This is a genomic window from Bacillus sp. T2.9-1 (genome assembly GCF_950097965.1).
GTDB classification, from domain to species: Bacteria; Bacillota; Bacilli; order Bacillales; family Cytobacillaceae; genus Niallia; species Niallia hominis.
This window is the reverse complement of the sequence record NZ_CATNHG010000013.1, coordinates 50,145-64,853: the sequence shown is the minus strand read 5'-3', so window position 1 is coordinate 64,853 and position 14,709 is coordinate 50,145. Positions and strand designations below refer to the sequence as shown.

At 36.2% G+C, this 14,709-nt stretch carries 12 protein-coding genes; all 12 read right to left on the bottom strand.

Going from position 1 to position 14,709, the window contains the following annotated elements; translation table 11 throughout:
- Positions 1–75: 75 nt before the first annotated feature.
- Positions 76–2,082, bottom strand: a complete 2,007-nt coding sequence (gene pknB / locus QQZ16_RS02030) for a Stk1 family PASTA domain-containing Ser/Thr kinase (RefSeq protein ID WP_235247705.1) — start codon at positions 2,080–2,082, stop codon at positions 76–78.
- Entirely contained in the window at positions 2,079–2,837 is a 759-nt protein-coding gene (locus QQZ16_RS02025) for a Stp1/IreP family PP2C-type Ser/Thr phosphatase (protein WP_109766205.1), read from the bottom strand. Before QQZ16_RS02025 ends, pknB begins: the two co-directional genes overlap by 4 nt.
- Positions 2,838–2,843: 6 nt before the next feature.
- Complete coding sequence (gene rlmN / locus QQZ16_RS02020; protein ID WP_031534388.1) at positions 2,844–3,941, bottom strand: 23S rRNA (adenine(2503)-C(2))-methyltransferase RlmN; 1,098 nt, start codon at positions 3,939–3,941, stop codon at positions 2,844–2,846.
- On the bottom strand, positions 3,938–5,290 hold the full coding sequence (gene rsmB / locus QQZ16_RS02015) for a 16S rRNA (cytosine(967)-C(5))-methyltransferase RsmB (RefSeq protein WP_031534386.1): 1,353 nt from the start codon (positions 5,288–5,290) through the stop codon (positions 3,938–3,940). Before rsmB ends, rlmN begins: the two co-directional genes overlap by 4 nt.
- Positions 5,277–6,236, bottom strand: coding sequence for a methionyl-tRNA formyltransferase (gene fmt, locus QQZ16_RS02010; protein ID WP_284561032.1), 960 nt, complete (start codon positions 6,234–6,236; stop codon positions 5,277–5,279). The genes rsmB and fmt overlap by 14 nt, the downstream gene beginning before the upstream one ends.
- Complete coding sequence (gene def / locus QQZ16_RS02005) at positions 6,229–6,717, bottom strand: peptide deformylase (protein ID WP_284561031.1); 489 nt, start codon at positions 6,715–6,717, stop codon at positions 6,229–6,231. The genes fmt and def overlap by 8 nt, the downstream gene beginning before the upstream one ends.
- A gap of 361 nt (positions 6,718–7,078) precedes the next feature.
- Positions 7,079–8,890 carry a glycoside hydrolase family 2 protein gene (locus QQZ16_RS02000; RefSeq protein ID WP_284561030.1) on the bottom strand — a complete coding sequence of 604 codons (1,812 nt, stop codon included), beginning with the start codon at positions 8,888–8,890 and terminating at the stop codon, positions 7,079–7,081.
- 17 nt (positions 8,891–8,907) lie between these two features.
- Positions 8,908–10,650 carry a glycoside hydrolase family 2 protein gene (locus QQZ16_RS01995; RefSeq protein WP_031534378.1) on the bottom strand — a complete coding sequence of 581 codons (1,743 nt, stop codon included), beginning with the start codon at positions 10,648–10,650 and terminating at the stop codon, positions 8,908–8,910.
- Complete coding sequence (locus tag QQZ16_RS01990) at positions 10,650–11,087, bottom strand: hypothetical protein (RefSeq protein WP_031534377.1); 438 nt, start codon at positions 11,085–11,087, stop codon at positions 10,650–10,652. Before QQZ16_RS01990 ends, QQZ16_RS01995 begins: the two co-directional genes overlap by 1 nt.
- On the bottom strand, positions 11,087–11,932 hold the full coding sequence (locus QQZ16_RS01985) for a carbohydrate ABC transporter permease (RefSeq protein ID WP_235247712.1): 846 nt from the start codon (positions 11,930–11,932) through the stop codon (positions 11,087–11,089). The genes QQZ16_RS01990 and QQZ16_RS01985 overlap by 1 nt, the downstream gene beginning before the upstream one ends.
- Positions 11,933–11,948: 16 nt before the next feature.
- Complete coding sequence (locus QQZ16_RS01980; protein ID WP_342395190.1) at positions 11,949–12,872, bottom strand: carbohydrate ABC transporter permease; 924 nt, start codon at positions 12,870–12,872, stop codon at positions 11,949–11,951.
- Positions 12,873–13,257: 385 nt separating this feature from the next.
- The gene (locus tag QQZ16_RS01975) at positions 13,258–14,526 is read right to left on the bottom strand and encodes an extracellular solute-binding protein (protein ID WP_031534370.1); all 1,269 of its coding nucleotides are present in this window, start codon (positions 14,524–14,526) and stop codon (positions 13,258–13,260) included.
- Positions 14,527–14,709: the final 183 nt, after the last annotated feature.

The following is a 14,709-nucleotide window of genomic DNA, read 5'->3' as shown; positions in this document are numbered from 1 at the left end:
TTAAACCATTTTTATATATGTCTAAAAAGAAGCATTCCCTTTTACCAACATTTCAAACCAAGCTCAACTTATCCATTAGTCTGGGTAGGGAACTTCTTCATCAAGGATAACAACACTATCAATTTGCACACGATAGTACCCTTTTTGCCCTTCTGGAATCTGAAGATAGATTGTTTTTTTCGTATTTTCAGTGATCGTAAACGTTTCAGCAGGTTCTGTCATGCTATTATTAAAATCACCTATATAAATTCTTACTGTTTGTTCAACTGGCTTTCCATCAGGTGTCATTTCAGTTGGTTCATAAGGGATCGAAATTTCTTTCATTACTTCTTTCGGCTGTACTTCTTTCTTTCCTTTAGACAAGACAACGGAAATTTCCGCCCCTTTTTTCAAGTTCGTTCTAGGCTCTGGTGATTGTGAAATGACCAATCCTTTTTCTACTGAATCACTATATTCTTCAGTAAACGTTACCTTTAATCCAACATCGTCAACGTAATCATTTACTTCTTTTTTCGTATAATCTGTTAAATCTTTTATGCTAATTAGCTCTGCACCTTTACTGATAGTAAACTCGATGGATGTCTCCCCTGGAACTACTTCCTCATTTGGTTCAATACTTTGAGCTAAGATTGTTCCTGATGGTTCGTTCTCATCAAATTCTTCTACACTATCGACATCTTTAAACCCTTCTAATAGTTTAACAACATCTTCATAATTTCTACCGACATAATCACTTAAGACCACTGTCTCTTTTCCTAAGCTTTCGTAAACGGTAATTTCTGTCCCTTCTCTCCGGGCACTACCAGCACTTGGACTTGTTTTAATGACATGTCCTTTTTCGATATCCTCACTATTTAAGGTGATGGTGTCAGACACGACAAACCCTTTTTGTTCGAGCTCTGTCTTTGCTTCATCTACTTCTAGATTAGTTACATCTGGAACTTCAATATCTTCTGGTTCAAGCAAGTCTGGCAAGACAAATATCACTAAACCCATTAGTAATACTAATACAATAAATGTCGAAACAATAATTGCAGCTATTTTCTTACCTTTTTTCTTGTCTTTTTTCTTGGCTTTTTTCCCTTTCTTTTCTGGCTTCTTAGGCTTTTCTTCTACTTGCTGCTTCCCAGGTTCTTCTTTATCATATTTATGAACAATCGTTTCATCAAAATTTTTATACAAACCATCATTGGTAATGACAGGGATTGCTTTTGTTGCTTCATCATCAATTGGAATCGCAAACTTAGGTTCATCCATTCTTTCCAGATCAAGGGCAGTGCGCAAATCATCAGACATTTCTTCTGTACTATTATATCGATAAAAAGGATCCTTTGCGGTAGCTTTTAGCACGATATTTTCTACACTTTGTGGAATTCCTTCATTCCATCTTCTAACACTAGGTGTTTCAGACTGCAAATGCTTTAAGGCAATCGAAACCGCAGATTCTCCTGAAAAAGGAAGTCTTCCTGTTAATAATTCAAACATCACAATCCCAAGGGAATAGATATCAGACTTTTTATTCGCCATCCCGCCACGCGCCTGCTCTGGTGATAAATAATGAACAGAACCTAGCACAGAATTTGTTTGGGTAATACTTGTTGCACTTAATGCCATGGCAATTCCAAAATCGGTTACTTTTACATTCTCATCTTTATCTATTAAAATATTATGAGGTTTAATATCCCGATGAATAATATGGTTCTGATGGGCATGTGCGATTGCCGATGTAATTTGTTGCATAATTGCGATAACTGTCTTTACAGAAAGCGGTGAATTTTTATGTATATATTGTTTTAATGTATCGCCTTCCACATACTCCATTACAATATAATAGATGTCTCCTTCTTCCCCAACATCATAAATACTAACGATATTTGGATGAGCTAAGCTTGTTGCTGATTGTGCTTCCCGGTGAAATCGTTTAATGAATTCTTCATCATTGACATAATCAAGTCTTAGCATTTTGACTGCTACATCTCGATCAAGAATCATATCATGCGCAAGATAGACGTTTGCCATTCCACCTCCGCCAATCATATCTAATACCTTATAGCGACCACTTATTCTTTTCCCAATCATCATTGCTTGTCACCTGCTTGATGATCATCCTGATGCTCTAATATAATGACAGTGATATTATCTTCCCCACCATTTATATTAGCTGTTTCAATTAAAGTAGAAGCTTTTTCTTCAAGCGAATACTCTTTTTCAAGGACTTCTTTCATTTGTTGATCTGTTACTTTATTTGATAATCCATCGGAACAAATAAAAATAATGTCCCCTTCTTCAAATATAATCGTCATCACATCAATATCTAACTGGGCATCTGTTCCTAGTGCTCGTAATACGACATTTTTTCGCGGATGATGTTCAGCATCCTCTTTGGAAATTTGGCCCATACGAACTAATTCATTTACTAAGGAATGATCTTCTGTTATTTGCTTAAAGCCATCTTCATTATATAGATAGCATCTGCTGTCTCCCACATGTGCAATCGTCGAAAAATTCTCTGTACTGATGACACCAATAATGGTTGTCCCCATGCCTTCACATTCTGGATGGGTCGAAGCATAGTCGAAAACATATTGATTGACCTTTAATATATTGGATTTCAACCAGTTTTCTGCTTCATCTGCAGTTTGAATTTCTTCTACCATTGCCCAAAGCTCTGTCAATTTTTCAACAGTCAGAGAGCTTGCAACATCACCTGCACGGTGTCCGCCCATGCCATCTGCTACGATGGCAAGGCGTTGACCGCTTTTATTTCTAATAATTGCTCCACTATCCTCATTATGTTGTCTAACTTTCCCCTTATCAGTCATAAAAATTTGACTCAAAGGTGATCACCTCGTCTCTTCTTTTCTCTCCTTCGCACGAAGCTGTCCACATGCAGCATCGATATCTGAACCTTGCTCACGGCGAATTGTTACATTTACACCATGTTTCTTTAACGTTTTTTCAAATAAAAAGATTTGATCTTTCGGTGTTCTTACATAATCTCTTTCTGGTACATAGTTTACAGGAATTAAGTTAACATGGCACTTTATTCCTTTTACAAGCTCAGCTAGCTCTTCTGCATGCTCCACTTGATCATTTACATTGCCAAACAGACCATACTCAAAGCTTACTCGTCTTCCTGTTTTATCCACATAATAACGAATTGCTTCAATTAAATCAGGTAGTTTATAAGCGCGGTTGATCGGCATTAGTCTGCTTCTTAGCTCTGTATTTGGAGCATGTAGAGAAACAGCAAAGTTTATTTGCATATTTTGGTCTGCAAATTCATAAATTTTCGGGATAATACCACTAGTTGAAACAGTGATATGTCTTGCCCCAATATTTAACGCTTGTTCATGATTAATAATTTTTAAGAAACTTAACATACTAGCAAAGTTATCAAATGGTTCGCCAATTCCCATAATAACAACTGAACTTACACGCTCACCTAATTCATCTAATGCCTGTTGTACTTTTACGACTTGAGCAACGATTTCTCCTGCTTCTAAATTTCTTTTTAATCCACCTAATGTAGAAGCACAGAATGTACATCCGATTCTGCAGCCTACTTGTGTTGTTACACATACAGAATTGCCATATTCATGGCGCATTAAAACGGTTTCGATGGAATACCCATCATGTAATTCAAATAAAAACTTAATTGTTCCATCATTAGATGTTTGCTGAATAAGCGTGTTTAATGTTGTAATCGTAAAATTTTCTTGCAGCATTAGCCGTAGATTTTTTGATAAGTTAGACATATCTTCAAAAGAGGTTACTCTCTTTTTATATAGCCATTCAAAAATTTGGTCAGCACGAAATGCCTTTTCATTATGTTCTGTTAGCCAATCCTTTAATGCTTGTAATTCCATTGAGTAAATCGAGGGAATAGTTGGTTCTGCCTTTTGTCTTCTTCTTGATGATGTTTTTACTTGTTCCATCATTGCACCTTCTTTCTTAATGCTGCAATATAAAAGCCATCGGAGCCAAAATACTGCGGTAAAATCTGTAATTCGTTTCCATCTGTATATTGTTTAATGTCGGCCGGTAATCGTTCCCCTAAAGTTAAATCTCTTTCAAAATGGGAATTGTCCGCCAAAAATTTTTCTACCACTTCTTCATTCTCTGCTTTATCAATCGTACATGTACTATATACTAATAATCCACCTTTTTTTAAGAGGGAAGAGACAGAAGCTAATAAATCCAATTGAATTTTTTGCAAACGATCAACATCTGCTTCTGTTTTTGTATACTTCATATCCGGTTTTCTTCTCATTACGCCAAAACCTGAACATGGTGCATCAAGAAGAATACGGTCAAAGCTTTCTTTCTCAAGGCTGCTATCTAGCTTTCTTGAATCCATTGCCTTTGTTTCAATCGTTGATAAATCCAAACGTTCTGCATTTTGCTTAATAAGCTTTACTTTATGCTCATGAAGATCAATGGAAAGAACTTTTCCTTCCTTATTCATCTTCTCCGCAATATGTGTCGATTTACCACCAGGAGCGGCGCAAGCATCCAATACAGAATACGGCTTGTCTACATCTAGTGCATAAGCAACAATCATAGAGCTTTCATCTTGAATTGTTAACATTCCTTTTTCAAAAGCAGTTGAATGGGCTACATTTCCTTTTAATACCTTAATCCCTTCTGGAATTACCCCACTAGCTTCAACTTGGAATCCTTCTTCTGTTAAAAGGGATATGCATTCTGAGACAGAGATTTTTGTAGTATTTACCCTAGCTGTTTGCATTGGTGCTGTTAAATTAATTTCACACATCTTCTTCGCTTCTTCTAGCCCTAGCTGCTCCACCCATCTTTTTACAAGCCAGCGGGGATGACTTGTTTCAATAGCAAGTCGCTCTATTTCATCTTGAATTCCGCTAAAAGCTGGCAAGCCCTGTCTAAGGATATTCCGTAAAACAGCATTTACTAGGCCGCTAATTCCTTTATGACCCCTTTTTTTCGCAATTTCTACCGCTTCATTGATTGCAGCATGATCTGGAATGCGATCCAAATATATTATTTGATACAGTGTCATCTGCAGGAGAATATGCACCCAAGCTTCCATTTTCTTTCCTTTATTAATAAAAGGATGAAGATAAAATTCAAGCGTCATTTTTCGTTGAAGTGTCCCATATACGATTTCCGTTAGCAAACCAATATCCTTTGAGGGAATCTCATTTTTTTTAATCGTTGTATTTAATAATAGATTACTGTACGCTTGATTTTTTTGAATACTCTCCAAAATATCCAACGCTGCTTCCCGAACATTTTTTCTAGTTTTCTTCATTTGTTACTCCTAATACTTCATTTACTTGCATCTTGCTGCCAGCGCCGCGTAAAAATTGACCAATATCCATTTTCTTCTTCCCTGCTGGTTGCACTTCTGTTAATTGAATATAGGTGTCATTGCCCGTTGCTATAACTGGACCTTGATCTGTGATTTCTACAATTGTTCCAGGAGCCGCTTCTTCCGTTTTCGCTACTTTCTTTCCTGCCCATACTTTCATCACTTTCCCTTGATATAGGGTAAAGGCTACTGGCCATGGATTTAATCCACGAATTTTATTATAAACTTCTTCTCCAGAAGTCGACCAATCGATTTTCTCATCTGAACGTTTCAAATTCGGTGCAAACGTTGCCTCCTCGTCTTTTTGAGGAATAGGAATAATTTCTCCTGCTAACAGTTTAGGCAAAGTTTCAGCTAATAAATCACTTCCAACAACACTTAATTTATCATGAAGTGTTCCTACTGTATCTTCTTCTTCAATTTTCACTTCTGCAACGGAGATAATGTCACCAGCATCTAATTTCTCTGCCATATACATAATCGTAATACCCGTTTTCTCTTTTCCTTGTAAAATACTATAATGAATTGGGGCTCCGCCTCTTAATTCAGGAAGCAATGATGCATGAACATTTACACAACCGTATTTCGGTGCATCTAATAGCTCTTTTGGCAAAATTTGTCCAAACGCAGCAGTCACGATTATATCTGGATTTAGGGAAATAATTGTCTTTAACTCTTCTGATTGACGAATTTTTTCTGGTTGATATACAGGGATATTATGCTTTAGCGCTTCTACCTTTACTGGTGGCGGTGTTAGCACTTTTTTTCTGCCAACAGGACGATCAGGCTGGGTAACAACAGCAATCACATCATACTTTTCTTCTAATAATCTTTGTAATACAGGAACAGAGAAGTCTGGAGTTCCCATAAATACTACTTTAGTCATTTGCTTCCACTCCTTCTAGCTCATCTTCCTCTAGATAGCGAATTACTTTAGAAGTAAATAATACTCCATCTAAGTGATCCATTTCATGCAAAATCGCCCGTGCTAAATATTCTTCTGCTTCTATTATATATTTTTTTCCTTTTCTATTTTGAGCCTCTACTTTAATTGAAAACGGACGATCAACATCCCCGAATAATCCAGGAAAGCTTAAGCAGCCTTCTGGTCCGACTTGAGAGCCGTCTACTTCTAATAAAATAGGATTAATTAATTCCAGTGTACCCATTTCATCATCAATATCTACTACGGCTATGCGTTTTGCTATCCCGATTTGCGGTGCAGCAAGGCCGACACCATCAAATTCAATCATTGTATCATACATATCGTTTAGTAGCTTTGCTAATTTCTTATCAAATACTGTAACTTCCTCACATGGTGTTTCTAACACCGGATCTGGAAACATTACAATTTGTTTTACTGCCACATTATTTCCTCCAAACGTTTAGAGCGCAATTTCAGTTTAAATAATTTTTAACCGAAGACTATTTTCAAATTTATTGTTCCTTTTATCTAAATAAAGTTCGTACAAACAGCCTATGCAAAAACTCATTCCTTTTTGTATTTTATCAAACCCTGCTACTAAATAGCTATGTATTCCTTTTGGAAATTAATAAGTTCCTTCCTATTTTGGGCTAACAAAATAAAAACCCATGTCAGAAAAACTCAGGATAACTTTAACCATCCATCATTTTCGCTGTCATGAGCCTTGAACATTTTAACATATTACCATGCAAAAAGAAAGGAGCGGTTCCCCGCTACGTCCATTATAATTGCTAGTAAAACATTTACCCCTTTATCGCCAATCTTTCTGGGAAAAACAGATTATTAAGCTCTTTAATTTTCGCTAAGTCGCATTTTGGAACGCGCTCATATGTTAGAATACCGTTAATTTCTTGTTCGACATCTGTAAGTTGTGTATAGCAATAGCCCCATAGTCCTTTTGATTGGAAAATTGCTTCCATAATCTTGCGGTATTCTGTTATATAATCCTCTGCGTTCTCTACGGAAGTATAGCCCCAGCCGCTTTGATCACCCATTTTAAAAGCAATACCTCCGAATTCTGTTAACAGGATTGGTTCTCCTTTATGAGCGTGATTTGCTGCATACACATCCCATTTACTATGAGCATGGGTAAGTAAATTTTCAACGGTTGAAATAGACTCCTTGAAATATTGATATTTCTCCTTCTCCTCTGCATTTCCATGGCCGTAATTATGAATCGCACAAATGTCTGTAACGGTTGCTTCCCAGCCATCATTGGAGATTACAAGGCGTGTGCCATCAATGGCATGGAGCATATGATACATAGTTGTTGAAAAATGCTGCTGTGTTTTATCAGAATGAATATCTGGAATACCCCAGCTTTCATTAAGTGGCACCCAAGTGATAATAGACGGATGATTATAATCTCTCTCCACAATTTCCATCCATTCCTTCATTAATCTTGTTGCAGCTGTTTTTGTATAGATAGGTGCTGATGCGCATTCTCCCCATACTAGAAAACCTAATGTATCTGCATAATGCAAGAAGAGAGGATCTTCTGTTTTTTGATGCTTTCTACAGCCATTAAACCCCATTTCTTTAGCGAACTCGATATCTTTTTTAAAGTCTTCTGCTTTCGGCGCTGTTAAAAGTCCCTCTGGCCAATACCCTTGATCAAGAACCAGTTTTTGATAATATGGTTTATTATTTAAATAGACCATGCCCTTTTCCGTATGAACTTTACGATAGCCGAAATAGGAATCCACCCGATCTAAAACTGTTCCACTTTCATCACAAAGTTCAAGAGAAACATCAAATAAATTTGGATGCTCTGGTGACCAAGTGTAGCCATCATCATGAAAATTCGTACGGAAGATTTTATTTTGAATAATGTCTACTGCCCGTTTTTCAGCAATATTATTCATTTTCATTCGATCTTCTGCAATCAAAGTGTTCTTAAACATCATTTTGTAGTTTATATAATAAGTAGCTTTCGAAATATCTATTTCTTCATTTAAAGCAAAATCCATCCATACGACTCCACTATCAAGATCAGATGTAAATCGAACTTTTTCGATATGTTCTTTATTTACTTGTTCCACCCAAACCGTTTGCCAAATTCCTGTCGAATTCGTATACCAAATCGCCCGGGGCTCCTCTTCCCAGAATTGTTTGCCCCGCGGAATCGTTTCATCTTTTAAAGGATCATAGACCTTAACAGTAATAGTTTGATTTTCTTCTGCTAAATAATTGGAAATATCAAATGAAAACGAAGTATGCCCGCCTTCATGCTCTCCAACGAATTGTCCGTTCACATAGACCTTGCAATAATAGTCTACCGCCCCAAAATGCAAGATTGTTTTTTTGGCAGAATCATTAGAAATAACTACTTCTTTTTTATACCACACATATTCATGGACAGCTCTTTCTCCAATCCCACTTAATAGAGATTGGTAAACAAACGGAACTTGTATTTCTTTTTCAAATGTTTCTTTATTAAAATACTGCTTTTTTTCTCCAATATTGTCATCATCAAACTGAAATTGCCATGTTCCATTTAAGTTAATCCACTCATCACGCACAAACTGAGGGCGCGGGTACTCTTGTCTCGTCATCTTATACACTCCTATGATTATAATCTTCGAGTATTTACTTGTCTTACTCTCTCAACAGAAACTTTTGGTTTTCTATCGATTGTAAGCAAGCCATTTACTTCTTGTTGGACATCTGTTAGTTGTGTATAACAATAACCACATACATATTCTAAATCCTGAACTGCATGATGGATGTCTTCAAAACGTTTAAAAAACGCTTCTTCATCCTTCACTTGATTCCCATATCCCCAGCCTTCCTCTGTTTGAAAAGCAATTCCGCCAAATTCAGAAATAAGGATTGGCTGACCTTTATATGGGTAATTCTTTGCAAAGGCATAGAAACCTTTATTAAACTGGATGGAATTCGACATTAATTTTTCTTTATCTTCATATCTACTTGCAAGAAGCGCTCCAAATTCTTCATAGTCATGCAATGTGATAATATCGGAAACAGTATGTTCCCAACCGTCATTTGTGATTACAGGACGATTGCTATCATATGCTTTTGTTAAATGATAGATACTTTCTGTAAAAGCTTGTTGCTGTCTGTCATGATGGATATTACCAATACCCCATGATTCATTAAATGGAACCCATGTGATTACACTTGGATGGTTGTAATTTTGCTTTACAATTTCTAACCATTCATTGGTGAAATTCCGAACAGCTTTGTCACTAAACCCATACGTTGAACCAACCTCTAACCAGACAAGAAGACCTTTTTTATCCGCTAAATATAAAAATCTGCTGTCCTCTACTTTTTGGTGCTTCCGTACTCCGTTATAACCCAATTCTAATACTTTATCGATATCTTCTTCTAAAGCCGAAACACTTGGTGGAGTTAAATCCGATTCTTCCCAATAGCCTTGGTCTAAAATTAAGCGTTGATATAGCTCTCTATTATTCAGAAGGATTCTATTTCCTTCAATAGATATCTTACGCATTCCAAAATAGGATTGGACTTCATCCAGTAATACATCTTGATGGTACAATTTAAGAGTCAAATCATATAGATTAGGATTTTCTGGACTCCACACCTTCATTGTCCATGGATCCAGTCTTTCTAAAACACTTCCTTTAAGTATTGCTACATTATCAACTATATTTGCCGTTAATTCATTGATTACTTTGCCATTAAATTGGATTGTTGCTACTACTTTATATCCTTCTGCTGTAAGCGGGATGTCTTTTGTTTCTACTTCTATCGCTACTTTTTGCTCATCAAATAATGGTGTAATTTTAGCATGGTTTAAGTGAGCTTCATTTACATACTCCAACCAAACCGGTTTCCATATTCCCGTTGTTTGAACATACCAGCAGCCAAAATTTTCATCATGCCAGCGTTGTTTTCCTCTCGGTTGTGCACAATCCTTTGAATCTTTGACTTTAACAGTCAGTTTATTCTCGCCAGTTGTCACATAGTTAGCTATATCTACAGAAAAACCATGGTAACCTCCTTGATGAATTGTTACGAGATGACCATTTACATAGATAAACGCCTCATAATCTACTCCTTCAAAATGGACAATCGGATGCTTTTGTATATCATCGATTGTAATCGTTCTTTCATACCAAACCGTTTCGTGATGTTCTTGCTGATTAATCCCACTTGCTTTCGTTTCATAGGTGAACGGCACATTTATGGTTGTGCTCTTTGGAAAAGATGCATACCACTTCTCCTTCTCCCCTACTTTTTTATCATCAAAAGCAAATTTCCATTCTCCGTCTAGTGAAACCCATTCCGCTCTGTGGAATTGAGGATTTGGATGCCATTCATTCATTAATTTATACCTCCAACTTGTTCATTTCTTGTCCTATTTATTTTTCGTATAGATTTATTTTTTGCTAAAACTAAGATACCCGCCGACATACATAAAACTAGACTTATAATATCCATGATCGTATAAGATAGTGCCCCACATACGAATAGCCAAACTGCGACCTTTACATGGACTTGATCATCTATCATATATTTTTTTGCACAAACTAAATTAATTAACCCGAGACCGATTAACAAGGCACCAAACATCCCTATAAATATATAGATACTTCCTACATACGATTCCATTGCTTTCATATAAGCGAACTTAGAATCCTCTACAAGCTTTGCACCTTCTACCTTTTTTAATGTCCCATATAGCAAGATCGTAAAGAGACCATCAACAATTTGCCAAACACCCACAATTCTCACTAAATTTCTTTCTAACTTTCTATTCATTATCCTTTCACCCCTGCAGATAACGACATAGATTCCAAGAAATACTTTTGTGCGAATAGATATAAAATAAAGGTTGGAATAATCGCAAACAATGCACCTGCCATTAATAAAGTCGGTTGTGCTTGATACATTCCTTGCAATAATTGTAGACCTGGTGTAATTGGCATCTTTTCTATATCATTAAATACAATGGACGGCCATAAGAAGTCGTTCCATGATCCCGTAAAGGAGAATAAGGCAACAACCAAAAGTACTGGTTTTACCAATGGCAATATTACTTTTCCTAAAATTTGAAAATCATTTGCACCATCCATACGGGCAGCCTCATCAAATTCGAGGGGAATATTATTCATAAACTGTCTAACTAGGAAGATATTAAATACTCCAGCAGCTCCAGGAACAATCATCGCAATCGGTGAATTCACCCATCCAAGGACATCGATAATTTTATAAAGAGGAATAAGATTTACTACTCCTGGAAACATCATCGTTGCCATTAAAAAAGCAAACAAACCGTTTTTACCCCTAAAATCCAATCTGCTAAATGCGAACGCAGATAATGTAACAACAATTAAAACTAAGATGGTATGTGATACAGAAATAACAACTGAATTTGTAAACCAACGTACCAATGGTGTACTTGTATTATCAACTAATAATGTTGTGTAATTTGTAAGTACCCATTCAATCGGTAAAAATTTAAAGCCCACTGTTTGTAGTTCTATTTCTGATTTAAAGGAGGTTACAACTCCCCATAATAAAGGAATAATCCAAATCACAGCCATGACAAGCAAAAAGGCAAAAGCAATTATTTTCGGTAGTGGATTGGTTCTTTTACTACTCATACTCTTCCTCCTCTAATTAATTCTTTCTCTCTCTTAAGAAAAAGAATTGCAATGATGCAACAACCATTATGCAAAGTCCAAGAATAACAGCCATTGCAGACGAGATTCCAGCAATCGATTGACCTGAACCAAAGGCATTTTGCTGAATATCCATTAATAACACTCTCGTTGAGTCTGTTGGGCCACCACCAGTTAACATTAATGGCTGACCATAGACATTAAATTGGGCAATGGTTGTGATAACAACCGTATAAAGAATTTGCCCTTTCATACTTGGAAGGGTGATGTTAATAAATTTCTGGAAAGAAGAAGCGCCATCAATGTCTGCTGCTTCATAGTAATCTTTCGGAATGCCATTCAGTGCCGCTTGGTAAATGATCATATTCCCACCAATCGTCCACCAAACCGTTACTACTACTAGTGCAATCCATGCAAACGGCTGTGTACCAGTCCAAACTGTTTCAAGATTAAATATATTATTAATTGGACCATACGTTACGTTAAACATAAGTCCCCAAATGATAATGACAGCAGAAATTGCGAATAATGATGGTAGATAGAATAAAGACTGAAAAACTTTCCACAGAGTCGGTTTTGTATTCAATGCCGCTGCAAGAAAGAGAGGTACAAGAATACAAAATGGGACGGTAAATAGAACAAATAAAAAGGTGTTTTTCAAACCACTATGAAGTTGTTCATAAAAGACGGAATCAGATTGAAGTAATAGTTCTTTATAATTATCCAATCCAACAAAGGTTGGGGAACTAATCAAATCCCATTCTGTAAAAGAGATATAAATTCCAAAAAAGATTGGAATCAGAAAAAACACTCCAAAAATAATCAAATGAGGTGCTAAAAATAGCCATGGGGCAAAGGAGGTATTCCTAGTATTTTTCATTTTCATTTGATTCACATATTTCGTAGTGGAAACAGTTTCCATACACCCTACTTCCTTTCCTCTTGCTTTTATTAAAGTAAGATTCGTAGATCCTATACAATTAAAACTTATAGTCTAAATGCACTTATTTTCTTACTAGCAACTTTGATTTCTGTATGTAGGCTGTTGACTATTCTAAATAGATTGGGCCGTTTTGTTGATATTAGCTGCAGCTGAATACACTTCGCTTTTTGCTGGCAAGGTTTTAGTCATCGCGAGCATAACTAGTCATGTTTCCACGTATCTCGCTCGTTTAACCCGGTTGCGCCTTTCGTGTATTCAGTCTGCTTAAGATTGGCTATCCTTCCTTTTCCTGCATGTTTTCAATTATCTAAAAACCCCTAAAATCCCAACTCAAAAAGTAAACACTTTCATTTTTATTCGAAAATCAATTATTCGAATTATCTTTTTCTACCTTTGCAGATATTTCTTTTTCCATATCCTCTAATGCTTTGTCCGTTTCTGTTTTGGAGAATACAACATCGCCCGCTTTCGAATCAAGCAATTCAGAAACATAACCATTGTATTTGTAGTCAAATATTTTTAATGTTGCTTGTTGTTCTGGTGTTGCTAAAAAGAATGATTGTGGCATTGCTTTATATTCTTCATTTTCTAATAGAGAAAGCGTTGCTGGGTTTTGACCGGATTTTGCCCATTCCATTGAATTATCACGAACCCAATCTAGAAACTCAACGACACCTTTTGCTTTTTCTTCGCTACGAGAATCATCTTTAAACATGACAAATTGGTGTGAGGAAGACCAGTTCACTGCTTTAGATAAGTCATCTGATAATTGCGGAGCGTTTGTTAATCCCCAATTTATCTTTGACTCTTTAATTTGGTTTTGCATCCAAATTCCTTCTGGTAGAAAAACAACTTTTCCAGTTAAGAACATTTGCGTAGGATCTTCTCCATCCTTTGTCGTATAGCCAGCCTTCACATAATCTCTCCACAAATTAAAAGTATCTTTCGCTGCTTGGTTAACTAAAGTTGGTTGAATGCCGTCTTCTGTTAGCTCACCGCCATTTTGTGCATATAGTGACAAGAAATTAGGCTTCAGCCATGTTACCCCTAGTGCTCTGATTTTATCCTTTTGCGCTTGCTCACCAACTTGTTTAATCTCATCAAATGTTACAATATTATCATCCAATGCTGTCGGTAAATACTTATCCACTAAATCTTTATTGTAATAAAGTCCGAAAGTATGAATATCTAATGGAATACTATAACGCTCTGAATCTAGTTCTCCAATCTTCCAAGCCTCCGCAACATAATTGTCTGCCTTAATTTCTGGAAAATCGGCGAGCAAATCATTATAAGCAGTTAACATGCCATTATCTTTAAACTGTTTAATTCGTTCTGCATGGACGATTGTTAAATCTGGAATATTCTTTTTGGAGTTTACAATTGTCGGAATCTTCGTATACATGTCCGTTTCTTTTAATGAAACGTTTTTAATTTTGTATTCAGGATTCGTCTTATTATATTCATTTACCATTGCCTGCATGTTTTTCCCGTCAGGCCCTGTGAATGGATTCCAAAACGTAATTTCGTTTTTGGAACTGCTACTAGCTTCCGAATCTCCACAGCCTGCTAAAATACCAATTGAAAGCCCAATTACCCCAAGATACTTCCAAAGCTTACTCTTTGCCCCCACAATAATTCCTCCTTTTTATTTAACTCATTACTCAACTAAATTCTTTAACTAAAAAGTTAAAGTTTATCTTTCAAACCTTTTTACATTACTAATTTAACAACTCAAGAAAGCGTTGTCAATGCTATTTTGTCAATATTTAAAGTGTTTTCTATTGCGGTTAAACACTACGAATGATAAAATAAA